26 protein-coding genes and 1 riboswitch are annotated in these 23,761 nt (G+C 60.6%); of the genes, 13 read left to right on the forward strand and 13 right to left on the reverse strand.

All coding sequences use genetic code 11. The features are described from left to right. Positions 1 to 20: 20 nt before the first annotated feature. Positions 21 to 2,021 (forward strand): AAA family ATPase, encoded by a 2,001-nt coding sequence (locus NL123_RS09815; RefSeq protein WP_494357668.1) that lies wholly within the window; start codon positions 21 to 23, stop codon positions 2,019 to 2,021. Between the two features lie 115 nt (positions 2,022 to 2,136). Here the strand turns inward: NL123_RS09815 and NL123_RS09820 are convergent, their stop codons facing one another. From NL123_RS09820 to NL123_RS09835, 4 genes are all read right to left on the reverse strand, one after another. Next, entirely contained in the window at positions 2,137 to 2,367 is a 231-nt protein-coding gene (locus NL123_RS09820) for a DUF6124 family protein (RefSeq protein ID WP_494357669.1), read from the reverse strand. 340 nt (positions 2,368 to 2,707) lie between these two features. Then, positions 2,708 to 3,697: a zinc-dependent alcohol dehydrogenase family protein gene (locus NL123_RS09825; protein WP_494357670.1), complete on the reverse strand. Its 990-nt coding sequence runs from the start codon at positions 3,695 to 3,697 to the stop codon at positions 2,708 to 2,710. 85 nt (positions 3,698 to 3,782) lie between these two features. Continuing rightward, positions 3,783 to 4,208, reverse strand: coding sequence for a DUF6691 family protein (locus NL123_RS09830; RefSeq protein ID WP_494357671.1), 426 nt, complete (start codon positions 4,206 to 4,208; stop codon positions 3,783 to 3,785). A gap of 2 nt (positions 4,209 to 4,210) precedes the next feature. Further along, positions 4,211 to 4,642: a YeeE/YedE family protein gene (locus tag NL123_RS09835; RefSeq protein ID WP_494357672.1), complete on the reverse strand. Its 432-nt coding sequence runs from the start codon at positions 4,640 to 4,642 to the stop codon at positions 4,211 to 4,213. Between the two features lie 160 nt (positions 4,643 to 4,802). Between NL123_RS09835 and NL123_RS09840 the strand changes: the two genes are divergently transcribed. From NL123_RS09840 to NL123_RS09850, 3 genes are all read left to right on the forward strand, one after another. Next, positions 4,803 to 5,036 carry a hypothetical protein gene (locus NL123_RS09840; protein ID WP_494357673.1) on the forward strand — a complete coding sequence of 78 codons (234 nt, stop codon included), beginning with the start codon at positions 4,803 to 4,805 and terminating at the stop codon, positions 5,034 to 5,036. 102 nt (positions 5,037 to 5,138) lie between these two features. Continuing rightward, a complete protein-coding gene (locus NL123_RS09845) occupies positions 5,139 to 5,771 on the forward strand; it encodes a hypothetical protein (RefSeq protein ID WP_248483135.1) in 633 nt (210 codons plus the stop codon). Between the two features lie 138 nt (positions 5,772 to 5,909). Continuing rightward, positions 5,910 to 6,482 carry a nucleotidyltransferase family protein gene (locus tag NL123_RS09850; RefSeq protein ID WP_494357674.1) on the forward strand — a complete coding sequence of 191 codons (573 nt, stop codon included), beginning with the start codon at positions 5,910 to 5,912 and terminating at the stop codon, positions 6,480 to 6,482. Here NL123_RS09850 and chrA read toward each other — a convergent pair. Then, positions 6,471 to 7,658, reverse strand: coding sequence for a chromate efflux transporter (gene chrA / locus NL123_RS09855; protein ID WP_494357675.1), 1,188 nt, complete (start codon positions 7,656 to 7,658; stop codon positions 6,471 to 6,473). The two genes, NL123_RS09850 and chrA, sit on opposite strands and share 12 nt — an antisense overlap. A 195-nt stretch (positions 7,659 to 7,853) precedes the next feature. Between chrA and tspO the strand changes: the two genes are divergently transcribed. Beyond that, a complete protein-coding gene (gene tspO / locus NL123_RS09860) occupies positions 7,854 to 8,294 on the forward strand; it encodes a tryptophan-rich sensory protein TspO (RefSeq protein ID WP_222540100.1) in 441 nt (146 codons plus the stop codon). Further along, positions 8,294 to 9,211, forward strand: a complete 918-nt coding sequence (locus NL123_RS09865) for an alpha/beta hydrolase fold domain-containing protein (RefSeq protein WP_494357676.1) — start codon at positions 8,294 to 8,296, stop codon at positions 9,209 to 9,211. The genes tspO and NL123_RS09865 overlap by 1 nt, the downstream gene beginning before the upstream one ends. Positions 9,212 to 9,427: 216 nt before the next feature. Here the strand turns inward: NL123_RS09865 and NL123_RS09870 are convergent, their stop codons facing one another. Next, entirely contained in the window at positions 9,428 to 9,862 is a 435-nt protein-coding gene (locus NL123_RS09870; protein WP_494357677.1) for a DUF6678 family protein, read from the reverse strand. 146 nt (positions 9,863 to 10,008) lie between these two features. On the opposite strand from NL123_RS09870, the gene NL123_RS09875 reads away from it, so the two are divergent. Both NL123_RS09875 and NL123_RS09880 read left to right on the forward strand, forming a co-directional pair. Continuing rightward, positions 10,009 to 10,548, forward strand: a complete 540-nt coding sequence (locus tag NL123_RS09875) for a hypothetical protein (protein WP_248483125.1) — start codon at positions 10,009 to 10,011, stop codon at positions 10,546 to 10,548. Between the two features lie 17 nt (positions 10,549 to 10,565). Further along, entirely contained in the window at positions 10,566 to 11,030 is a 465-nt protein-coding gene (locus tag NL123_RS09880; protein ID WP_494357678.1) for a GNAT family N-acetyltransferase, read from the forward strand. Between the two features lie 192 nt (positions 11,031 to 11,222). Here NL123_RS09880 and NL123_RS09885 read toward each other — a convergent pair whose 3' ends face one another. Genes NL123_RS09885 through NL123_RS09895 form a run of 3 tightly spaced genes read right to left on the reverse strand, consistent with a single transcriptional unit; the run spans position 11,223 to position 13,995 of the window. Next, positions 11,223 to 11,987 (reverse strand): ABC transporter ATP-binding protein, encoded by a 765-nt coding sequence (locus NL123_RS09885; RefSeq protein ID WP_494357679.1) that lies wholly within the window; start codon positions 11,985 to 11,987, stop codon positions 11,223 to 11,225. After that, on the reverse strand, positions 11,984 to 12,988 hold the full coding sequence (locus NL123_RS09890; protein ID WP_248483120.1) for a FecCD family ABC transporter permease: 1,005 nt from the start codon (positions 12,986 to 12,988) through the stop codon (positions 11,984 to 11,986). Before NL123_RS09890 ends, NL123_RS09885 begins: the two co-directional genes overlap by 4 nt. Continuing rightward, positions 12,985 to 13,995 carry an ABC transporter substrate-binding protein gene (locus tag NL123_RS09895; RefSeq protein WP_494357680.1) on the reverse strand — a complete coding sequence of 337 codons (1,011 nt, stop codon included), beginning with the start codon at positions 13,993 to 13,995 and terminating at the stop codon, positions 12,985 to 12,987. Before NL123_RS09895 ends, NL123_RS09890 begins: the two co-directional genes overlap by 4 nt. Positions 13,996 to 14,098: 103 nt before the next feature. Continuing rightward, positions 14,099 to 14,293: riboswitch (cobalamin riboswitch) on the reverse strand. Between the two features lie 103 nt (positions 14,294 to 14,396). Between NL123_RS09895 and NL123_RS09900 the strand changes: the two genes are divergently transcribed. Further along, a complete protein-coding gene (locus tag NL123_RS09900; protein ID WP_248483116.1) occupies positions 14,397 to 14,840 on the forward strand; it encodes a hypothetical protein in 444 nt (147 codons plus the stop codon). A gap of 149 nt (positions 14,841 to 14,989) precedes the next feature. Here the strand turns inward: NL123_RS09900 and NL123_RS09905 are convergent, their stop codons facing one another. Beyond that, the gene (locus NL123_RS09905) at positions 14,990 to 15,916 is read right to left on the reverse strand and encodes a DNA/RNA non-specific endonuclease (RefSeq protein ID WP_494357681.1); all 927 of its coding nucleotides are present in this window, start codon (positions 15,914 to 15,916) and stop codon (positions 14,990 to 14,992) included. Positions 15,917 to 16,046: 130 nt separating this feature from the next. Between NL123_RS09905 and NL123_RS09910 the strand changes: the two genes are divergently transcribed. Both NL123_RS09910 and NL123_RS09915 read left to right on the forward strand, forming a co-directional pair. Further along, positions 16,047 to 17,108: a M4 family metallopeptidase gene (locus NL123_RS09910; RefSeq protein ID WP_494357682.1), complete on the forward strand. Its 1,062-nt coding sequence runs from the start codon at positions 16,047 to 16,049 to the stop codon at positions 17,106 to 17,108. 14 nt (positions 17,109 to 17,122) lie between these two features. Next, positions 17,123 to 17,428, forward strand: a complete 306-nt coding sequence (locus tag NL123_RS09915) for a protealysin inhibitor emfourin (RefSeq protein WP_071490119.1) — start codon at positions 17,123 to 17,125, stop codon at positions 17,426 to 17,428. Positions 17,429 to 17,484: 56 nt separating this feature from the next. Here the strand turns inward: NL123_RS09915 and NL123_RS09920 are convergent, their stop codons facing one another. Further along, positions 17,485 to 18,867, reverse strand: a complete 1,383-nt coding sequence (locus NL123_RS09920; protein ID WP_494357683.1) for an aldehyde dehydrogenase family protein — start codon at positions 18,865 to 18,867, stop codon at positions 17,485 to 17,487. 103 nt (positions 18,868 to 18,970) lie between these two features. Between NL123_RS09920 and ptrR the strand changes: the two genes are divergently transcribed. After that, complete coding sequence (ptrR, locus tag NL123_RS09925; protein ID WP_494357684.1) at positions 18,971 to 19,843, forward strand: putrescine utilization regulator PtrR; 873 nt, start codon at positions 18,971 to 18,973, stop codon at positions 19,841 to 19,843. 13 nt (positions 19,844 to 19,856) lie between these two features. Here ptrR and NL123_RS09930 read toward each other — a convergent pair whose 3' ends face one another. Together NL123_RS09930 and NL123_RS09935 are read right to left on the reverse strand one after the other, a co-directional pair. Continuing rightward, a complete protein-coding gene (locus NL123_RS09930; RefSeq protein WP_092250320.1) occupies positions 19,857 to 20,066 on the reverse strand; it encodes a hypothetical protein in 210 nt (69 codons plus the stop codon). Positions 20,067 to 20,166: 100 nt separating this feature from the next. Continuing rightward, positions 20,167 to 21,363, reverse strand: coding sequence for an amino acid aminotransferase (locus tag NL123_RS09935; protein WP_248483105.1), 1,197 nt, complete (start codon positions 21,361 to 21,363; stop codon positions 20,167 to 20,169). 343 nt (positions 21,364 to 21,706) lie between these two features. Here NL123_RS09935 and uvrB point away from each other — a divergent pair, with 343 nt between their 5' ends. Continuing rightward, positions 21,707 to 23,722, forward strand: a complete 2,016-nt coding sequence (gene uvrB, locus NL123_RS09940) for an excinuclease ABC subunit UvrB (RefSeq protein ID WP_248483102.1) — start codon at positions 21,707 to 21,709, stop codon at positions 23,720 to 23,722. Positions 23,723 to 23,761: the final 39 nt, after the last annotated feature.

Consider the following 23,761-nt stretch of genomic DNA (forward strand, 5'->3'; position numbering starts at 1 on the left):
TTAGTGATTTCGAGGGCGTCATGGAAGAGCTTGATTTGAAAAATCAACTAACATTCGGTAGTTTGTATAAATCCATTACGAGCTTTGAAACGGCTTTGCTCCCTGGGCTTGTTGTTTTGACTGGAATTAATGGCTCAGGTAAAACTCATCTACTTTCTGCAATAAAAGGCGGTAATGTTCGGTCTAGCTTAGCAGTTGACTATGCTAATGACGTGCGGTTATTCGACTCTGCAAATATTGTTCCTACTGATACTGGGGTTTTTGATCCGCATCAATTTCACGCCCAAAGATCAAATTACTTTCAGGCTATGAAAAATCATCGGGAAGCAGTATTTCCAGGGCTGCGCCAGGCGGCAATTGGCTTAGGTGTACCTGCGATTTATTGTTCTTCGCTAGAGAAACTTGAAGCAGTTAACAAGCAGGTGTTTCAACTATTTTTGAAAGATGAAGTTTTGGCAGAGAAACATTGGGAAGCATTCCAGGCTCATGTTAAGCAGCATGCCGATAGTGTTCTTGCTAACTTTCTCGGGCAAAATGGTGATGAGAAGTGGCGAAATAAAATGCGGAGGATAGGTACTGAGAATCCAAGGGCTTATCTTTATTCCTCCGCTGACGAATTTTATCGAAATCCTACTCTGTTGTGGAATGATGTTGACCCTTTCCAGCAAGCGTTTGGCCAGGTTTTTGTCACTTACAGGAAGTTGCTGCATGATAATCTAATTTATAGAGAGTTTCCTCCTGGGGTTGATGCTAAGGAAAAGTATCTAACTTCGGAGGAGTTTGAATCTGAGTATGGTACTCCACCATGGGAATTTGTTAATAGGATACTGGAAGAGTCGAAGTTGGACTTTAGAGTGGACTCTCCTCCTCTTCATGAGATGTCTTCTTACGAGCCAAAGTTAACCAAGGTTTCTTCAGACGTCGAAATGAGATTTCAAGATCTTTCTTCAGGGGAGAAGGTTCTGATGTCCTTCGCTCTATGTCTTTACAATACGAAGGAAAAACGGCAGGAGAAAAATTTTCCTAAATTGCTTTTACTGGACGAGATTGATGCCCCTCTGCACCCCTCGATGGCGGCCTCGCTTCTGGCCACAATTAAGAACGTCTTAGTAGATGAGCGTCGAGTCGCTGTAATAATGACGACTCATAGCCCATCGACTGTTGCGCTAGCGCCCGAAGATTCAATTTACGTGATGGATCCCAAAGGGCCGCGAATAGTCAAAACATCTAAAGGTGCAGCGCTTTCAATATTAACGGCTGGAGTGCCGACGCTTTCCGTTTCCTTTGATGGTAGGCGACAAGTTTTTGTTGAAAGTTTCCGGGATGCGAAAATCTATGACTCTTTATATCAGAAGTATAAGGGTTTTCTGGATTCTGAGCGCTCGTTAGCGTTCGTTGAGGTTGGTAGGGTGAATACAGAGGGTGTTGAACAAAACGCTGGCTGTTCGCAGGTTTTAAGGCTAGTGAATGATCTGGCGCAAGGTGGGAATCATAGCGTATTGGGATTGGTTGACTGGGATGGTGAGAGACAGGCTACAGACAGAGTCCATGTTCTTTCCCATGGAGTAAGGGATGGCCTGGAATCACTCCTATATGATCCGCTTCTATTGTTCACACTGCTTGTTAGAGAAAACGTTGTATATATGGTTGATAAAGGGTTTTTTCCGGAAAACGAATCTTATACATCTCTCGCGAGTTGGAGTGAAGGCTTTTGGCAGCCGCATATTGATGCCTTGCAAAATTATATTTTGGGAGAGCTGCAGCAATCAGGCACTGTTATTGAGATCGAGTATTTATCTGGAATTCGTCTCAAGGTAAGGCAGGATTATCTACATTTTGATGATCATCGTCTTGAAAATAAGCTGGTAGATCTATTTGGGTTTATTAAGCCGAAAAGCAAAGGTGGCGGGCTTATGCAATATATAATTGATAATGTTTTGAAGGATCATCCTGGGTTTATTCCTAAAGATTTGCTTTTAACTTTTGAAGGTCTTCTCGCTGATGAAGTTGACCGAAATTAGAATTGGGTGGAAAGGTGGTCGAAAAGGCGGACGGATTAATTTTTAAATTAGTCCGCCCTCTTTTTTGTACTAAGACACAACCATTACTCGGTTCTGGGTTTTGAATGTTTGGTGGTCAGATAATGTAAGGCTCTGAACGGTCTAGAAGTTTGGATATCAGCAGTACTCCTAACTCACTCAGTTGGTGAATTGCCAGCGCAACGTCACGGTGTTTGCCGCTGAGGTCTTCCGAGAGGTCGAGCAGAAGCGCACTGACCGAGGTGAAGGTCTCGTAGCTATTGATAATGAGAGCTTCGTTGCTGACGTCGGCAGCGACGGTGAAGAGCGTGGTCGAATCATTAACCATCGTTAAGTTCCTTACCTTGATGCCACCACCCCATCGCTACTAAACGAAAAGGCGGCAGCTGTACGCAGGTTAGTAGACCGGTGGAACCTAACAAAACCGGCGCGCCCGAGGGCGCCCTGCGCACAGCCACCATCAAGCACAGGCTGGGAAGCCTGATAGATGAAGCTCATGCACTTGTTAGGTTAAATCGTGGGCTACTAAACCCGATCACCGAGAAATTCAGCGACCGCGCAACCATAGATTCCACCACCCCAGCGCACAAGCCGGCGGATTCTGACCCACGCGTAGGTAATCGGGCAACCCACTGCCCAGCTTTGGGAATTGTCCTAGGACACCGCCCTCACACCGTTACCACGATTTTCCCCACCTGCTGGTTCGCCTCCAAAAACCGATGCGCTTCCTGCACTTCATCCAACGCAAACGTCTTCGCAATCACCGGCGCCAACGCGCCCGAGGCCAGCCCGTCCAGAATGAACGCCTTGGCCCGCGCCAACGCCGCCGGGTTGGCGACGATCTCGGCGTACAGATACCCCTTGAGCGTCAAACATTTGCCCAACACGGTAAACAACGGAAACGGCGTCGGCTCCGCACTCAGCGCGCCGTACTCCAGCAAGATGCCGCCCCGGGCCATGCTCTGGGTGAGGGCTTCAACGCCCGGCCCGCCGATGGGGTCGAACACCACGCGGGCGCCTTGGTCGTGGGTGAGTTGCATCACGCGTTCCACTAGGTCTTCTTCGTCGCTGACGATGACGTGGTGGGCGCCGGCGTCGAGCAGGGCTTGTTGTTTGGCACGGGTGCGGGTCACGCCGATGGCGGTGGCGCCGACGCTGCGGGCGATCTGGAAGGCGGCGAGGCCGACGCTGCTGGAGGCGGCGGTGACCAGCACGGTGTCGCCCTGGGTCAGTTTGGCCTGTTCCACCAGGGCGCCCCAGGCGGTGACGTATTGCATCCAGCACGCGGCGGCTTGTACGAAGCTGAGGGTTTGCGGGTGTTTGACGGTGAGGTGGGCGGGCACGTTGGCGACTTCGCCGTAGGTGCCCCAGCGGGCGATGTCCAGCGGTGGGATGACGCTGACGGCGTCGCCCACCTGCAGGTCGCTGACATCGGCGCCGACGGCGATCACCACGCCAGCCGCTTCGTAGCCCAGGCGGCTGGGGAATTCGGCTTCTTGCAGGTAGGCGTGGTTGCGGAACATCACTTCGGCGCGGTTGAGGCCGAAGGCTTTGACGTCGATTTGGACTTCATCGGCGGCGGGGGCGGGGACGTCGACGTCTTCGAGTTTCAAGACGCTGGCGTCGCCGTAGGCGTGAATCCGGACGATGCGTGCCATGGGGGCTGACCTCGGGGTTGATCGATAAGGCGTTCAATGTAGGCCGGGGGCGGGTGGAGATAAAGCACAACCTCCCGCCCGCGCCTCAAGCCTTGGCCAATCTGCGCGCCTCAATCCGCTCAAACAGCCACATCCCCAACGCCATGGCCAGCACGAACACTCCTACCTGCCATTGCCCGGTCAGCAACAACGCCACCGCCGGCCCGGGGCACAGCCCGGCGATCCCCCAGCCAACACCAAACACCACACTGCCGAGCACCAGCCGGCGGTCGAGGGTGCGCTTGGTCGGCATCTGCATCGGCGCGCCCAGCAACGCGGTGCGGCGCTGCCTGGCGAAAAAGAAGAACACGCTGCTGACGGCGAGCGCGCCGAGCATGACCAGCGCCAGGGACGGGTCCCATTCGCCGGCCAGGTCGAGAAACCCGAGCACCTTGGCCGGGTTGGTCATGCCGCTGAGGTACAGCCCCAGGCCGAAGATCAGGCCGGCGATCAACGCGGTCAATTTGCGCATGCTCAGGCTCCGATCAGATGGCGGATGAGGTAGACAGTGGCAAACCCGCTGCCCATGAAGCACGCCACCGCCACCAGCGAGCGCAGCGACAGGCGTGACAGCCCGCAGATCCCGTGCCCGCTGGTGCAGCCGGCGCCGTAGCGTGTGCCGAGGCCCACCAGCAGCCCCGCCAGCACCAATGCAGCGCCACCGGCCTGGATCGACGCGCCGGGCAAGCTGCCGAACAGTGACCACAGCCAGGGCGAGGCGAGCAGGCCGAGCAGGAACAGGGCTTTTTCAGCGCGGCCTTCAGCGTGTTTGGCCAGCAGGCTGCCGAGCAGGCCGCTGATACCGGCGATGCGCCCGTTGAGCAGGATGAACAGGCCGGCGCTGAGGCCGATCAGGGCGCCGCCGAGCAGCGAGGCCCAGGGGGTGAAATCGGGGGAGAGGGTCATGGTGCTGGGCCTGCGGGGCGGGAGGGGGATGTAGCTTAGCGCTATCACGGTGGTGTGGGGAGGGTCATGAAAAAGCCCCCTTTCTCAGCCTGCCGGTCTACCATGCCACCCCGGCAGTGGTTCCACGCGCTACCGATCTCTCTCCTACAAGGTATCGCCCATGTCCATCGACCAGATCAGCCTGCCCAAGGGCGTCGGCCCACATGCCACCAAGCTGTTCGACGCCATCACCGGCGCCGCCACCCCTGAAGCACTCAATCGCGCCGGCGGCAAGGCCGAGGGTTTTGTGCTGGGTCTTGAGTCCACCAAGGCCATCAAGAGCCAGGTCGCCGAGTCGTTGTATGTGGTGTACGACGACGCGGCGGCGCATCGGGCGGGTGAGTTGCAGGCGTGAAAACACCCCTCTCAGGCGGCTGATGGTCGAGCCAAGGCATGGCATGATGGTTAAGTGCCACTATCTGGCCGTGACATCAGCCTATGTGTAAGAGGGAATCGAGTGAAGAAGTTGACTAAGGGCAAGCTGGAACGGTTGAGTCTGCTTTTCGGACTGCCAGTGGCCCTTGTATCTATAGCCTCTGTGGTTGTTCCTCCCGCCTGGAGTTGGTTGAAAGGGGACTATTCAAAACTGGACATCACGCTGGCTTACAGCGATTTTGACCGGATGGAGGTGTTGGTGACGAATGTCGGCAATCGTGCGGCCATCCTGACGGGGCTGGTGCTTGAAACCGCCGCTGACAAAAGCCCGGACATGAGTCTGTTCAACATCCCGAAAGGGCATAGGCTGATCAAGGCGAGCGAGCAGGTCCTGGTGAATGCAACGAACGGGCTGCTGATCCCTGCGAGCGTTGCTGAACTCAGCGAGGTTACGGACCTGCCGCAGAAAAAATGCACCGTTGTGGTGAAGTACCGGCAATACAATTCCAAGGACGAGACTTCAAAGTATGCGTTCGATTGCTACAAGGTCGATCGCCATGCGGCGGGGCGCATTGCCAATTTGCAGAGGGCGGGGGTGGATATTCCTTGGCCCAATTACATTATTCGTGTGGATGGCGTTATTCACATTCCCAATCTGGAACTGATGGAGTGGGCCAAGCGCCAGCCGCTGACCGAGGCTGAAGCTTCTCATTGAAGGGGGGGCAAGGGCGGTGCTGCCGCAAGTCCTGGTTTACGCTGATCCCGCGTGAGATCGAAAAGCGCGGGTCACGAAACCCTCCACGCCGTGGTGTAACCTCTGCCGTTCGAGCGCGTCACGGATAACGGAGAGCCCATGACATTGACTGTCGAAACCCTGCTCAACCTGGCCATGGCCAACCCCATCAACGCCGAAATCACCGCGCGCCTGCCCGACCTGGGCGTGGACCAGTGCTTCCTCACGGCGGGCTGCCTGTTCCAGGCGGTGTGGAATCATCACTCGAATTTGCCGGCGGCCCAGGGCGTAAAGGACTACGACGTTTTCTACTTCGATACCGACCTGTCCTACGAGGCTGAAGACGCAGTCATCCGTGCGGCCAAGCGCTTGTTCCAAGACCTGGGCGTCAATGTCGAGGTGAAGAACCAGGCGCGGGTGCATCTGTGGTACGGCGAGCGCTTTGGCCGGCCTTACCCGCAGTTGCACACGGCCAGGCAGGGGATTGACCGTTACCTGGTGGCGGGCACATGCATCGGCCTGGAGATTGCCACGGGCGAGGTGTATGCGCCTTATGGGTTGGAGGATGTGGAGCAGGGCGTGTTGCGCATCAACCCGCTGCATCCGGAGCCGGCGTTGTTTGTGCAGAAGGCCCGCAGTTATCAGGCGCGCTGGCCATGGCTGCGAATTGTGGAGCCGGGGTTATCCCAATAGGCATCCCAGCGCTGCACTGCCAGCCACCACCAGCCACGGCGGTAGCTTCCAGACTAGCAGGGCGATGAATGCGAGCAGCGCCAGGCCAAGGTCGTACCCGGTCACTATCGCGCTGGTCCATACCGGCTGATACAGCGCCGCCAGCAGCAGGCCTACCACCGCTGCGTTCACTCCGACCAGTGCGGCCTGGGTGCGTGGGCTGCGGCGCAGGCTGGCCCAGAAGGGCAAGGCGCCAAAGATCAGCAGAAACGACGGGGCGAAGATCGCCAGCAGGGCGACCACGCCGCCCAGCCAGCCGGTGGGTGGCTGGTTCATCGAGGCACCGAGGAAGGCGGCAAAGGTAAAGAGCGGCCCGGGCACGGCTTGGGTGGCACCGTAACCGGCAAGGAACACGTCGTTGCTCACCCAGTGCGTTGGCACCACCTCGGCCTGCAGCAGGGGCAACACCACGTGGCCGCCACCGAATACCAGCGAACCGGTGCGGTAGAAGGCATCCAGCAGCGCCAGGGTGGTGTTGGGCAGCCAGTCGGCCAGGATCGGCAAGCCCACCAATACCCCAAAAAAAGCGCCCAGCCACAGCGCCCCCGCTCGGCGGCTGAGGGGGATCGGCAGCGCGTCATGTCCGGCACTCGACTCGGGTTTGAACAACATCACGCCGGCCAGGCCTGCGGCGGCGATCACACTGACCTGGGCCCAGGCGGAGGGTTCCAGCAGGGCCACACCGGCCGCTATCAGCATCAGCATGACGTGGGCGACGCCTCGGCACAGGTTGCGCGCCATGCCCCACACCGCCTGTGCCACTACGGCCACCGCAACCACCTTGAGGCCATGCAACGCCCCCGCAGGGATCACCGAGCCGTGGTGGGCAATGCCCAGGGCGAACAGGATCAGGATGAGGGCCGACGGTAAGGTGAACCCGGCCCAGGCAGCCAATGCGCCGCCGTAACCCGCCCGTGACAAACCGAGCGCAATGCCCACCTGGCTGCTGGCCGGTCCGGGGAGGAATTGGCACAGTGCGACCAGCTCCGCGTAACTGCGCTCGCTCAACCAGCGGCGGCGTGCCACGAACTCTTCGCGAAAATAACCCAAGTGTGCAATCGGGCCGCCGAAGCAGGTGAGGCCCAGGCGCAGGAAGATCAGGAACACCTTCCAGGGTGGGGTGGAGGCATGGGTCAAGGCAGGCGATCTCGCTGGTGAGCAAACAGGTTAGGGTGTCGAAGCACCTTAGCGAATTTTGATGACATGAAGTAGGAGCGCTGTTGTATGCGATTTGCCACGCAGGATTGAATTTTTGCGCGAGCGTTTGAGTCATTGATAAAGCACGGACAACGCCTTCCCCTCACAACCGCTGACGACAGCCAAGGACCGCCCATGACCTTCTTCATCTTCCTGCTCGCCTGCGCCGCCGCTGCCAGTACCGGCATCATCTTCAAGCCGGGAGCCTGGTACGAATCCCTGGTCAAACCCAGCTTCACCCCACCCAACTGGTTGTTCCCGGTGGCGTGGACGATTATTTACCTGTTGCTGGCCTGGGCCGGTTATCGCCTCAGCCTCATCCCGGGCAGCCAAATGGTGCTGGCCTTGTGGGCCGCGCAGATCGCCTTGAACACCTTGTGGACGCCGGTGTTCTTCGGCGCCCATCGCATCCTGGCCGGGATGGTGATTATTGCGGTGCTGTGGCTGACCGTGGCGACCATGGTGGTACTGGCAGTGCAACTGGATTTGATCACCGGCTTGATCCTGTTCCCCTACCTGGCGTGGCTGTGCGTGGCGGCGGCGCTGAACTTTTCGATCCTGCGGAATAACCGTTGATGGCCTATACACCCTGGCCCGCCAGTGACCCGGAACTGGCCGAGATGCGTCGCTTCAACCAGAAGCTTGCCTGGATGCCGCGCTTCAAGATCCGTAATCGCGTCACACCGCGCCTGATCCAGGCGCTGTTGCGCACCAGCCAAATGCTCAAGAAAGCGCCGGCTGCTGAGTGCAAGGTGGTCGACTCAGTACCCGTGCGCATCCTGCGGCCGAGCGGCAAGCCCAAGGGCGTGGTGCTGGATATCCACGGTGGCGGTTGGGTAATCGGCAATGCGCAGATGGATGACGACCTCAACCTGGGCATGGTCAACGCCTGCGAGGTGGCGGTGGTGTCGGTGGATTATCGGTTGGCGGTCGACACGCCGGTCGAAGGGCTGATGGACGATTGCCTGGCGGCGGCGCGTTGGTTGCTCACGGCCGATGAATTTGCCGGCCTGCCGGTGTTCGTGGTCGGCGAATCGGCCGGTGGGCATTTGGCGGCGGCGACGTTGCTGGCGTTGAAGCAATGGCCGCAACTGCTCCAGCGCGTGTGCGGGGCGGTGTTGTATTACGGCGTGTACGACTTGACCGGCACCCCGAGCGTACGTGCGGCGGGGCCGGACACCTTGTTGCTGGACGGGCCAGGCATGGTCGAGGCGTTGCGCATGCTGACGCCGGGCCTGAGCGATGATGAGCGTCGGCAGCCGCCGTTATCGCCGTTGTATGGCGACTTCGAAGGCTTGCCACCGGCGTTGATGTTTGTGGGGGCGTTGGACCCGTTGAAGGATGACACGCTGTTGATCGCTGAGCGGTGGCCGGGGGCTGAGGCGCATCTGTTGCCGGAGGCGGCGCATGGGTTTATTCATTTTCCGGTGGTGATGGGGGGGCGCGTGCTTGCTTATAGCCACCAGTGGATCAGTGCCCTACTAGGGAGATGATCATTCAAACCGCCATGCCGACTGTAACTTGTAGTGAGCGGGCTTGCCCCGCGCCAGGTTCGCAACGGGACCCCAGGCACACCGAGGCGCCTGGGTTTGGGGCGGCTTCGCCACCCAGCGCGGGGCAAGCCCGCTCACTACAGTGACGGTGGCTGAGCAGGGCCAGCAGTGGCAAGGCGTTAGTTCGGGCGTAGCCGCAGGATCCGCCGCTGTACGTTATGCCGGCGGAAAGTCATCGAAGGATTTTGGAAGGTATCCCCAAATTCTCAGTACGTCGGCCTTCACTTCAAATTCGAAGCCTATCTGCGAGATAACCTGAGAGATTTCCTCGGTATGGTCAATATACGTTCGTGGCAGTAATACGCCTAACGAAGGCGCTTCTTGCCACAAGCCGATGTCGAGCCATTCGACATACGCAAAAGGGAAAGGTAGGTGGTAAAACCATTCCACATCCCATCCCGAGATATGGCCTGTGATGGATTTTGAGCGATAAGACGGTACCCACCCCGAGCGCTGGCGCATGTGTGTAATCAGTTCGTTCCACTTGGTGTTGTTTGCCGCGCCTGCCAGGTTTCGTTCTTTGATAGCGGTCTGGATGACCTTGCGGCTTTTATCATTCTGGCGCGCGTCAGCCATGGGTAGTTCAGTCATTTTCTGCTCATCTCCTTTAACCCGTCGGGTTTGAAATCAATGACGGGCGCAGGTATATCACGACACGGCAGCCCGCTAAATCTATCCACTTTATCTGACTGCGCGGGTAATCTCTCGGCCCCACCTATTCAAGCCAAGGACAGCACGTGAAGTTTCTAAAAGGAGTCATCGCTTTATCAGCGCTCTACCTGTTGGCCGGCTGCGAGCAAGTCACCGAGAAGACCCTGCGCTTCGATGTGCCCTACGGTTTTTACGAAACGGGCTGGCGCCAGAACGTCACCGGCAAGGGCCAGTTGACCTGCAAGGTCGTCACCGACACCCAGGACCGTGGCGAGAAGTGGGTGCCGTCGGTGATCCTGGCGGCCGCCGAGGATGCGGCCGAAGACGATACGTTGTTTCTCTCCAGCTATTCGCCAGCCGGTACGGATCAGCGGATTTTCAACCTGCGTACGTTCAATAAGGCCAAGCCGATCATCGATACGCCGATTCATCAAACACTCGATCATAACGGCGTGTACACCCTGCGCCTGACCTGGCAAGCCGATGGCGCCATCGGTTACCAGGTTGAAAACGGCGGCACCTGGGAAGAGAAGAAGCTGGTGGTGAAGCCCGGTTTTACGGTGCGCCATGTGAGCGTGCATGCGTCGGGCATGAAGGGCAATGCGGTGTGTGAGTTGCGCCAGTGATCATCCGGCCAGTTGCAATGGGGGATGTGCCACAGGTGCTGGACTTTGTGCTGCAGGCGCGTGCGGAGATGTTCCCCAAGTTGCGCGATGCCGGCTTACCGGCTGATCTCGCGCACTTTGCGGCGATTTATCTTCAGGGCGAAGGCCGATTTTTGATCGCCCGTAACGGTGGCGAAATTGTTGCGGCCATCGGCTATCTGCCCTATGACGGGCGTTTCCCGCAGTTGGACTACCAGGGCCGCAAGACGGTGGAAGTGGTGCGCTTGTTCGTAGCGCCAGGGTTTCGTCGTTTTGGCTTGGCGGGGCAGTTGTACCGTGCGTTGGAAGCGATGGCGCAGGCGGATGGGGTTGAGGTGATGTACTTGCATACCCACCCGTTTTTGCCGGGGGCGATTGAGTTCTGGGTTCGGCAGGGCTTCGAGGTCGTAGATGTGGAAGCAGACCCGGTCTGGCGGACGGCGCATATGCAGCAGTTCCTGTAGGCCTGTGGCGAGCGGGCTTTTGTGGCAAGTGGGCTTGTTGTGGCGAGCGGGCTTGCCCCGCGTTGGGCTGCGAAGCAGCCCTGAAACCCTGCGCCTCGGTTCGACCTGGAGGAATGCAGCGGCTTTATTGGGGCTGCTTCGCAGCCCAACGCGGGGCAAGCCCGCTCGCCACGATAAACCGCTATTCCAGTATTAAGCGGGGCGCAGCCGCAGGATCTTCGCCCCATCAAGCGGGTCCGTCAGGTAATGCGCCTGCACCCCGAACGTCTCCTGCAACCGTTGTGGCGTCAGTACTTCCAGCGGTTTGCCCAGGGCCACCAACCGCCCGCGATCCAACACTGCCAGGCGGTCACAGGTCAGCGCCTGGTTAAGGTCATGCAACGCAATCAAGGTGGTCACGGGCAGCGCCTGCACACCCTTCAAGATCGCCAGCTGATGCTGGATATCCAGGTGGTTGGTCGGCTCATCCAGCAACAGAATCTGCGGCCGTTGCGCCAATGCGCGGGCGATGTGCACGCGTTGGCGTTCCCCGCCCGAGAGGCTGCGCCAGGCGCGGTGGCTCAGGTGGGTGGCGTCGACGTCCTGCAGGGCTTGCTTCACGATGGCGTCGTCCTCAACGGACCACGGGCTCAGCGCCGACAACCATGGCGTACGGCCCAGGGCCACGGCGTCGAACACGCGGATGGCGTCGTCGGTGTCGGCCTGTTGCTCCACCACCGCCAGTTGCTGGGCGATGACGCGGCGGGACAGCGTGCCCAGGCGCTGGCCGCCCAGCAGCACTTCGCCGGATGCGGGTGCACGCAAGCCGGCGAGCAGCTTGAGCAAGGTGGATTTACCTGAGCCGTTCGGTCCGACAATCCCGAGGGTTTCACCCAACTGCACGTCCAGATGAACATCCCGCAGCAACTCGGCCTCGCGCACCTTGAAGCCCAGCCCGCGGCAGCTCAATACGCTCATCGCGCGTTCCTCCGGCCAATCAGGATCAGCGCAAACACCGGCGCACCGACCAGCGCGGTGACCACACCGACCGGAATCACCTGGCCCTTGATCAGCGTGCGCGACAGCACATCCGCCGCGATCAGAAACAACGCGCCACCCAACGCGCTGGCGGGCAACAGCCGCGAATGCCCGGTGCCAAGCAACAGGCGCACGGCGTGGGGAATCACCAGCCCGACAAAGCCGATAGAGCCGACAATCGACACCATCACCGCCGTCACCAGCGCCGCGCAGCCCACCAGCACAAACTGCACGCGACGCACCGGGATGCCGAGGGACGCCGCCGAGTCGCTGCCAAAGGTAAACGCATCCAGCGCGCGCCGATGCCACAGGCACACAGCCAAGCCGACGACTGCCACCGGCACCGCCAGCCACACCGAGGGCCAGCGCACGCCGCTGAGGTTGCCGAGCAGCCAGAACATAATGCCGCGGGCCTGTTCGGAACTGGCCGACTTGGTGATCAGGAACGCGGTGAGCGCATTGAACAGCTGCGAGCCGGCAATGCCGGCGAGGATGATCTGCCCGGTGCCACTGGCCGAACCGCTGGCCCGTGCCAACAGGATTACCAGGGCAAACGCCGCCATCGCGCCGACAAATGCGCCCGCCGACAACGACACCAAGCCGCCGCCCACCCCCATCAACGCCACCAGCACCGCACCGGTCGAAGCGCCGGCGCTGATGCCCAGCAGGTAGGGATCGGCCAGCGGGTTGCGCAACAGCGATTGCAGGATCACCCCGCAGGTCGCCAGCCCGGCACCGCAGGCCGCAGCGACCAGGGCGCGGGTGAGGCGGTAGTTCCACACCACGCCTTCATCGATGGGGTCGAGCACGTAGCCGGCGCCCCACAGTTTGTTGGCGAGTACCTGGAGCACCACCTGCGGCGAGATGGCGGTTTCGCCGATGGCCACGCCGGCGAGCACGGCAATCAGGAGCAGGGCCAGGGCGAGCAGGGTGCGCATCATTTTGGCAGGTCGTAGCCGTCGATGGCCGTGGCCAGTTGTTCAAGGCCGTCGAACATGCGGATGCTAGCCTGCAACGCCAAGGCGTCGAGGATGATGATGCGGTTGTTTTTCACCGCGTCCATGTTGCGCGTGACCGGGTCGCTGCGCAGGAAGGCGAGTTTCTTTTCATGGTCGTCGGCCGGGTAGCGGCGGCGGTCCATGCGCGCGATCACCAGGAACGTCGGGTTGGCCTTGGCGATGGTTTCCCAACCGACGGCAGGCCACTCTTCATCGGACTGCACCACATTGGAGAGGCCGAGGGTTTGCAGCATGAATTCGGGGATACCCTTGTGGCCAGCCACGTACGGGTCGCTGGCCATCTCGGCACTGGAAAACCACACCAGCGCGCTGGCCTGCTTGAGGCCTTTGCCCTGCACGGTGGCGACGGATCTGGCCAGGCGCGCCTTGAGCTCGTCATTCAACTGCTGGCCGCGCTCCTGTACGTCGAAGATCTGCGCCAATTGGCGGATGCTTTTATAGATGGTCTCGATGCGAAACGGCTCCAGCCGCGTGCCGTCGGCGCCCACCAGGTTGTCCTTGCCTTCGCAGTCGGAGGGTAGCAGGTAGGTGGGAATCTTCAGTTCATGGAACTGCTCGCGGGTGCCAACCACGCCTTGCGGCCCCACCACCCATTCCAGCTCGGCGGCCACCAGCTGCGGGCGTTTGGCGATCACTGCTTCGAAGCTCGGTTCGTTGTTGGCCAGGCGCTCGATGTTGTCGTTCTGCGCCTTGTACTGCGGCAGCACGCTGTTGAACCACAGCGAAGTGCCGACCACTTTATCGCCTACGCCCAGGGCGTAGAGCATCTCGGTGGCCGCCTGGCCGATGGTCACGCTGCGGGCGGGGGCTTGCGGGAAGGTGATCGGGCTGCCGCAGTTTTCCACGGTCAGCGGGTAGTGAGTGGGCGCGGCGTGGGCCAGGGCACAGAAGCCAACACCTGTAAGCAGGGCGATAACGCGTGGCAGCATGGGGCGATCTCCGAGTGAAGCGTACGTGCCATTCGGAAATCCACTCTCGGGCGCCGGGGGGCGCGACAGGCAAGAATGTCCTTCCCGGACACCCCGCCGGTTAGTGATTGAGCTTGGGCCGGCAGGTCTCCTGACTGATGCGTCGTCGCCACGCTCCAGCCTTCCCGGACGAGGTCCAGTGGCATCGAGGAGCAGGCTCAGCACCTACAGTTGCGGGGGCAGTTCCGATTGGCGCGGGTGTACCGCGCCTCGGATTCCCTATTAGTCCCGTTTGGGAACCGGCGCGGTATGGTAGTCGATCACGCGGTCGAGCGGGAGGCCGTGAAACCAACGGTGGCTCTTTGAAGGTGGGGCTCCTATGATGCGCAGCCAATGGATCGCTTTATCACAAGGAATAGACAGTGAAATTATTCGTCGCGCTCGCCCTCGCCGCCGCTCTCGTCGGTTGTGCCACCCAAGGTAAATCTGAACAGCAGATTCTTGATGAGGCCGCCTCCGCCTATGTCAAGTCGATGCCGGCGGGGTCGGACAAGCTCCGGCTGCATACGATGAGCATCCCCAAAAGCGGTATGTTCGGCGATACCCTGGCGATTTCCATGGCGGGTGAGCAAAATGCCGCGCACCTCAGGGCAGAGCTGCTCGATGCCAAACGCTTGGGCGATGTGTTCTTTTTGATTATCGGTGCCAGCACGCCGGTTGATGTTGCGGTGATCGGCAAAGCAGTCGAAGGGCAAAACTTGAAGGGTATGCAGATTTACTACTCGGGCACCGAGGCGCAGAAAGACGCCGTGCGTGCGGCAGTCGAGAAAACGCAGGCACAGTTTCATTACATCAACGCGCAATGATGGCTAGCCCGTTGACTCGCCTGGGTACGGCGCTCGCCACGGATGCAGTGTTCACCCTTGATGGAATCGTATCAGCCAGATCAAGAGCGGCTCGCCTCGCGTCGTGGTGAGTGTCAGTTGTCAACGCGGATCAACCTGTGAAGCGTTGATCAAAGACGAATGTCTTCAGGCCCCTGGATCAGCGCTTCAATCCGCGTGCCGGTGGCGCGTTCTTCGTTGCTGAAGCCGTCGTAGTCGGCCAGGTTGCCGAAGCGGATGCCGGTCAGGCGCTCGATCTGGATCACACTGCGCTGGTAGGTGCGCAGCTGGCCGAACACCAGCTCCAACTGGCCCAGTTCGCGGCTCTGATCGATCATGTAGGCGCTGGCCGAAGGTTTGCCGTCATCGCTGAGGTAGGCGACCACCTTCCAGAACGCCTTGGGGATCTGCACGCCCCGGTACACGCGGTCGTCGTCGGCGAACACCGGGCCGCTGAACACCGTGGCCCGGGCTTTCCAGCGCTGGGTGTTGTCGAGGATGTAGTCTTCGAGTTCCAGCCAGGTCTTCTGGTTGAACCCGCTCATCTGCGGTGAGCAGTTGGTGAAGTGGAAGGTGTCGAGGTTGGCGGTTTGCGCCACATCGCCCCAATTGGGGTCTTGGCGGCGCACCAGGTGGCCGCGGTCGAGGCCGTTGCTGGCATACAGCGCTTCGCCGACTTGGGCGTCGACCGGCAGGCGGCCATCGTAGGCCCAGGTGTCGTTGCTGCGGATGATGTCCACATGCTGCCCGCCATCGATGTTCACGCCCACATACAGCGCGAGGCGCTTGGCACGTGACATCGTGATGGAGAAGTGCGTGTAGTCCAGGCGCTTCTGGGCATCGCTCGCCAACGCTTCTTCCAGCGTGGGCCAGGGCACTCCGAAGCTGCCGAGAAAGTCTTCTGCGTAACCGCGCCGGTCCTTCAAGTCTTTGGCCGGGGTGACGCGGGGTGTCGCTGCCCTGGCCTCCAGCAGCGTGGGGCTCGGCGCGATCAACGGGCGCAGGTCGGCGAGCCGGGGGCGGTAGGCGAGGTCGATTTTGGTTTTACGTGCGGGCATCGGTCAGTCCTCCTTGGATAAACACGACTGCAACATAGGTTAATGACAATTGATCATGCGCACCAACCCCTGGGGGCTATCCTCAAACGGTCACCCGGACGTTCAGCACACGCCAACAAGGAGCCAGCCAATGTGTGATCGCCATTACCGAAACCCGATTTTCTGCCTGATTCCGCCGTATATGCTCGACCAGATCGCGCGTAACGGTGACAAAGCGCAACGGGATGTCGCGCTGCGTACCCGCGCCAAGGACAGCACGTTCCGCTCACTGCGCATGGTCGCGGTGCCTGCCAAGGGGCCGGCGCACCTGGCGCTGGCGATGGGCGCCGACAAACGGCGTTCGATCTACAGCGCCGAGGGCACCGACAGCCTGCCGGGCAAACTGATCCGTGGCGAAGGCCAGCCCATCAGTGGCGACGCGGCGGTGGACGAGGCCTATTATGGCTTGGGCGCCACTTTCGATTTTTTCGACCAGGTGTTCGATCGCAACTCCATCGACGATGCCGGCATGGCCCTGGACGCTACCGTGCACTTTGGCCAGAACTACAACAATGCGTTCTGGAACTCGACCCAGATGGTGTTCGGTGATGGGGACGGCGAGCTGTTCAACCGCTTTACGGTAGCCCTCGACGTGATTGGCCATGAACTGGCCCACGGTGTCACCGAGGATGAGGCCAAGCTGATGTATTTCAACCAGTCCGGGGCGTTGAACGAGTCGCTGTCGGACGTGTTCGGTTCGTTGATCAAGCAGTATGCGTTGAAGCAAAAGGCCGAGGACGCCGATTGGCTGATCGGCAAAGGGCTGTTTACCAAAAAGATCAAAGGCACCGCGCTGCGCTCGATGAAAGCCCCGGGCACCGCGTTTAACGACAAGCTGCTGGGCAAGGACCCTCAGCCCGGGCACATGGATGATTTTGTGCAGACCTACGAGGACAATGGCGGGGTGCATATCAATTCCGGCATTCCCAACCATGCGTTCTACCAGGTGGCGACAAACATCGGCGGGTTTGCCTGGGAGCGTGCCGGGCGCATCTGGTACGACGCATTGCGCGATGCGCGGTTGCGACCGAACTCAGGGTTTTTGCGCTTTGCGCGCATTACCTACGATGTTGCCGGTCGACTCTACGGTGCGAACAAGGATGAGCAGAAGGCGGTCAAGGAGGGCTGGAAGGCGGTCGGTATTTCGGTCTGACGTGAGGAACAGCCATGCAAATTTCGCTGAAGGAAAACGGCGGGCCTGCTTTTTTTCCGGGCCTGGCCAAGCCGCGTACAGTTGAGTTGGACAGCCTGCCCGAGCAGGACCAGCAGGAGTTGCGGCAGTTGGTCGAGGCGTGCGACTTCTTTCAGCTGCCGCAAAGCAGTGAACCCGCGCCCGGTAACCCGGGCCAGGTGCATTACACCCTGACGGTGAAGGAGGACCAGCGCGAACACACGGTCTGTGTGCTCGCGCCAGTGAAGTCGCAGGCGCTGGAGGGGTTGGTGCAGTGTGTGCGGCGGCATATTCGTGCATAAACAATTTCAGGCCACCGCATGCCTGTGGTGAGCCACAGGTCAGGCGCTGCTCTGATTTATTTGCGATCCAGCCACACGGTCTGGGCATTGCAGAACTCCCGTACGCCGAAGTGCGACAACTCACGCCCGAAGCCACTCTTCTTGATCCCACCAAACGCCACCCGTGGGTCTGAAACACTGAAGGCATTGACGAAGATGCCGCCGGTTTCCAGCTGATTGGCGATGTCCCGCGCCTTCGCCGGGTCGCTGGTGAAGATGCTCGCGGTAAGGCCGAACTCGCTGTCATTCGCCAGGGCCACCGCATGGTCGGCGTCGCGGGCGGTGATGATCGAGGCCACGGGGCCGAACAGTTCCTGTTTGAACGAGGTCATCTGGTCGGTGACGTTGGCCAGTACGGTCGGCGCATAGTAATTGCCGGCACCGGGTACTTTATGGCCGCCCAGCAGCAGGGTCGCACCTTCTTCCAGGGTGGCCTGGACCTGGCCGTGCAACTCGTCGCGCAGGTCGAAGCGGGCCATCGGGCCGATGTAGGTGGCGGCTGAAGTCGGGTCGCCCATCACCATGGCGCGGCTGGCTTCGAGGAATTTGGCGGTGAAGGCTTCCACCACGCCTTCCTCGATGATCAGGCGCTTGGCGGCGGCACAGACCTGGCCGCTGTTCTGGAAACGGCCGATCAGGGCGGCTTGCACGGCGGCGTCGAGGTCGGCGTCGTTGAGCACGATGAACGGGTCGGAGCCGCCCAGTTCCAGCACGCATTTTTTCAACGCGGCGCCGGCCTGGGAGCCGATGGCGATACCGGCGCGCACGCTGCCGGTGAGGGTGACGGCGGCGATGCGTGGGTCGGCGATGGCCTTGGACACACCGTCGTTGGTCACGTTGACCACTTCAAACAGGCCTTCGTCGAAACCGGCTTTGCGGAACGCCTGTTGGATCAGGTAAGCGCTGCCCATCACATTCGGCGCGTGTTTGAGCACGTAGGTGTTGCCGGCCAGCATGGTCGGTACGGCGCCACGCAGGACTTGCCACACCGGGAAGTTCCACGGCATCACGGCGAAGATCGGGCCCAGCGGGCGGTATTCGATCTGGGCGCTGCCGTTGTCCACCAGGGTCGGTTCCGGGGCGAGCATGGCCGGGCCGTGGGCGGCGTACCACTCGCTGAGCTGCGCGCACTTTTCGATTTCGGCACGGGCCTGGGCGATGGGTTTGCCCATTTCCAGGGTGATCATCTGCGCCATGTCTTCGGCTTGTTCGCGCAGAGCGCTGGCCAGGCTCAGCAGCAACTCGGCGCGCTGGCTGACCGGCTGGCGGCGCCAGGTGCGGAAGGCGAGGGTGGCGCGCTCGAGGGCGGCGTCCAGTTGCTGCGCGGTTTCATACGGGTAGCTGCCGACCGTTTCGCCGGTGGCCGGGTTGATCGAGAGGGCGTGGGTAGTCGCGTTCATGGCACCGTCCTGCTGAATGATGAGATTGGGTTCAGCCTACGGGGCTAGCTCTTTTCTGGAAACTGAATAATATTAAGCAATACATTCACGATTGGAGAATGACTTGGACCTGGTGCAGCTGGAAATCTTCAAGGCCGTTGCCGAGCAAGGCAGCATCAGCGCCGCCGCGCAGTTGATTCACCGCGTGCCGTCGAACCTGACCACGCGTATCAAGCAGCTGGAGCAGGACCTGGGCGTGGAATTGTTTATCCGCGAGAAAAGCCGCTTGCGCCTGTCGCCGGCGGGCTGGAATTTCCTCGGCTATGCGCGGCGCATCCTCGACCTGGTGCAGGAAGCCCGCGCGACCGTGGCGGGGGAGGAACCCCAGGGCGCGTTTGCCCTCGGTTCGCTGGAAAGCACGGCGGCGGTGCGTATCCCGGCGTTGCTCGCGGCGTACAACCAGAAGCACACCAAGGTCGAGCTGGACCTGAGCACCGGACCGTCGGGCACGATGATCGAAGGGGTGTTATCGGGACGGCTGGCGGCGGCGTTTGTCGATGGGCCGGTGCTGCATGCCACGCTGGAGGGGGTGGTGGTGTTTGAAGAAGAGATGGTGGTGATTGCGCCGCTGCATCATGCGCCGATCAAGCGTGGTCAGGATGTGAATGGCGAGAACATCTACACCTTCCGCTCCAACTGCTCGTATCGGCACCATTTTGAGCGCTGGTTCTCACAGGACGGCGCGGTGCCGGGCAAGATCTTCGAGATTGAGTCGTACCACGGCATGCTCGCCTGCGTCAGTGCCGGCGCCGGGCTGGCGCTGATGCCGCGCAGCATGCTCGAGAGCATGCCGGGGTCGGCGGCGGTGAGTGTGTGGCCGCTGACGGACAACTTCCGGATTTTGAATACCTGGCTGATCTGGCGGCGCGGGACGGTGTCGCAGAGCCTCAACAGCTTTGTAAAGCTGTTGGAGGAACGCGATCTGGTTGCTTCCTAGATTGTGATTGGTATCAGCCGCCGAATTGCAGGGTGCCCATGGCCAGTTTTGCCATGATTGCAGTTGCGCCCAACTGCACCAGCCACAGCGCCAGGCCGCCAAGGAATACACCGAGCGCCACTTGCAGTACCAGGCTCTTCTGGCGCTTTGCTTGCGGTGCACGCGGGGGGAAGTGGTCCAGCTCGTCGCGGTCGGCACGCAGGTCCAGGTCGTCGTTTCTCATAAGGTACTCACAGCAAAGGGGCGGTCGAGGTTCAGTCTAGGGGCTGGAGACGAAAAAGGGGAAGCCATCGGCTTCCCCTTCTGGTGCAACGGCTACAGGTTTACAGCACCTGAACGATTGCCTTTGTGACTGCATCAATGTTCGACTGGTTCAACGCCGCCACACAGATACGACCGGTATCCAGTGCGTAGATGCCGAATTCGCTGCGCAGGCGGGTAACTTGCTCAACGGTCAGGCCAGAGTAGGAGAACATCCCGCGCTGGCGGCCGACGAAGCTGAAGTCGTGGCCCGGAGCAGCCTTGGCCAGGGTTGCGACCATCTGCTCGCGCATGCCACGGATGCGCAGGCGCATTTCGGCCAGTTCGGCTTCCCACTGGGCGCGCAGCTCAGGGCTGTTCAGCACTGCGGCAACAATCGCCGCGCCGTGGGTGGGCGGGTTGGAGTAGTTGGTGCGGATCACACGCTTGACCTGGGACAGGATGCGCGCGCTTTCTTCCTTGGACTCGCCGACGATGGACAGTGCGCCCACCCGTTCGCCATACAGGGAGAACGACTTGGAGAACGAGCTGGACACAAAGAAGGTCAGGCCCGATTCAGCGAACAGGCGCACCGCTGCGGCGTCTTCGTGGATGCCGTCGCCAAAGCCCTGGTAGGCCATGTCGAGGAACGGCACCAGGTTCTTGGCCTTGACCACGTCCAGCACGTTCTGCCAGTCGGCCGGGCTCAGGTCGACGCCGGTCGGGTTGTGGCAGCAGGCGTGCAGCACCACAATGGACTTTGGCGGCAGGGCGTTGAGGTCTTCGAGCAGGCCGGCACGGTTCACGTCGTGGGTGGCGGCGTCATAGTAGCGGTAGTTCTGCACCGGGAAACCGGCGGTTTCGAACAGCGCGCGGTGGTTTTCCCAGCTCGGGTCGCTGATGGCGACGACAGCGTTGGGCAGCAGTTGCTTGAGGAAGTCAGCGCCGATTTTCAGTGCGCCGGTGCCGCCGACCGCTTGTACGGTGGTGACGCGGCCAGCGTTCAGCAGTGGCGATTCAGCGCCGAACAGCAGGGTTTGCACAGCCTTGTCGTAGGCGGCGATGCCATCGATCGGCAGGTAGCCACGGGCGGCGTGTTGTGCCACGCGAATGGCTTCCGCTTCGGCAACGGCACGCAAGAGTGGAATCTTCCCCTCCTCGTTGCAGTAAACGCCCACGCCAAGGTTGACCTTGGTGGTTCGTGTATCGGCGTTGAATGCTTCGTTGAGGCCCAGGATAGGATCGCGTGGTGCCATTTCGACAGCGGAGAACAGGCTCATTTTTGCGGCAGCTCTATGGGGGGTAGGAGGGACGTGTCGCGCTCCAGCCGAATGCACTAGAGCGGTGCACAAACGGGGAGCTAGTATAGAGCCCATCACTGCTGAGGGCGACAGCCGAAATGGCTTTTCGGCCAAGTTTTTCGGTTTATTTGCTGACCGTTAGTCTTATTGCAACATTGATCCGGCACGGCACGTAGGACGATGGTCTTGAAACCCGTCACATTCGGCACCACTTCTACAGCTATCATGGTTTTTTCCTGCAACCTGCGATGATCATTCGCGGGTTGCTGAGCTATTTCGTCCCTGGCGGTTTCGAGTCTGGGGTGACTACACGAGGTACGTTATGTCGGATTTCCAACTCGTCACCCGTTTTGAACCCGCTGGCGATCAGCCGGAAGCCATTCGCCAGATGGTCGAAGGCATCGAAGCCGGCCTGGCGCACCAGACGCTGCTCGGGGTGACCGGTTCGGGCAAGACCTTCAGCATCGCCAACGTGATCGCGCAAATCAATCGTCCTACCCTGGTGCTGGCGCCGAACAAGACCCTGGCCGCGCAGCTCTATGGCGAGTTCAAGGCGTTCTTTCCGAACAACGCGGTGGAGTACTTCGTTTCCTACTACGACTACTACCAGCCTGAAGCTTATGTGCCGTCCTCCGACACCTTTATCGAGAAGGATGCGTCGATCAACGACCACATCGAGCAGATGCGGCTGTCGGCGACCAAGGCGCTGCTGGAGCGCAAGGACGCGATCATCGTCACCACGGTGTCGTGCATCTACGGCCTGGGCAGCCCGGAAACCTATTTGAAGATGGTGCTGCACGTCGATCGCGGCGACAAACTCGACCAGCGCGAACTGCTGCGCCGCCTGGCCAGCCTGCAATACACCCGCAACGACATGGACTTTGCCCGCGCGACCTTCCGGGTGCGGGGCGACGTGATCGACATCTACCCGGCCGAATCCGACCTGGAAGCGATCCGCATCGAGCTGTTCGATGATGAAGTCGAGAGCCTGTCGGCCTTCGACCCGTTGACCGGCGAGGTGATCCGCAAGCTGCCGCGCTTCACCTTCTATCCGAAAAGCCACTACGTGACCCCGCGTGAAACCCTGATGGGCGCCATCGAGGGCATCAAGGTCGAGCTGGCCGAGCGCCTGGAGTACCTGCGTTCCAACAACAAACTGGTCGAAGCCCAGCGTTTGGAGCAGCGCACCCGCTTTGACCTGGAGATGATCCTGGAGCTGGGCTACTGCAACGGTATCGAAAACTACTCGCGCTACCTGTCGGGCCGCGAATCCGGGGCGCCGCCGCCGACCCTCTACGATTACCTGCCGCCGGATGCGCTGCTGGTGATCGACGAATCCCACGTCAGCGTGCCGCAGGTCGGCGCGATGTATAAGGGGGACCGGTCGCGTAAGGAGACGTTGGTGGAGTACGGTTTCCGCCTGCCGTCGGCGCTGGATAACCGGCCGATGCGCTTTGATGAGTGGGAAGCCATCAGCCCGCAGACTATTTTTGTGTCCGCCACGCCGGGTAACTACGAGGCCGAGCATGCGGGCCGTGTGATCGAGCAACTGGTGCGCCCGACCGGCCTGGTCGACCCGGAAATCGAAATCCGCCCGGCGTTGACCCAGGTCGACGACTTGCTCTCGGAAATCAACAAGCGCGTGGCCCTGGAAGAGCGGGTGCTGGTCACCACGCTGACCAAGCGCATGTCCGAAGACTTGACCGACTACCTGGCCGACCACGGCGTGCGGGTGCGCTACCTGCACTCGGACATCGACACCGTGGAGCGCGTGGAGATCATCCGCGACCTGCGCCTGGGCACCTTCGATGTGCTGGTGGGGATCAACCTGCTGCGTGAAGGTTTGGACATGCCGGAGGTGTCGCTGGTGGCGATCCTCGATGCCGATAAAGAAGGCTTTTTGCGCTCCGAGCGCTCGCTGATCCAGACCATCGGCCGTGCCGCGCGTAACCTCAATGGCCGGGCGATCCTGTACGCCGACCGCATCACCGGTTCCATGGAGCGGGCGATTGGCGAGACCCAGCGCCGTCGCGACAAGCAGATCGCGTTCAACCTGGAAAATGGCATCACGCCCAAGGGCGTGTTCAAGGACGTCGCCGACATCATGGAGGGCGCCACCGTGCCGGGCTCGCGCAGCAAGAAGCGCAAGGGCATGGCCAAGGCTGCCGAGGAAAGCGCCAAGTACGAGAACGAATTGCGCTCGCCGAGCGAGATCACCAAGCGCATCCGGCAACTGGAAGAGAAGATGTACCAGCTGGCGCGGGACCTGGAGTTCGAGGCGGCGGCGCAGACGCGGGATGAGATCGGCAAGTTGCGTGAGCGCTTGCTGGCCGTTTGATTTGCGGTGGTTTCATCGGGGGCAAGCCCCCTCCCACAG

It is taken from the genome of Pseudomonas sp. FBCC-B1565, from assembly GCF_059133265.1.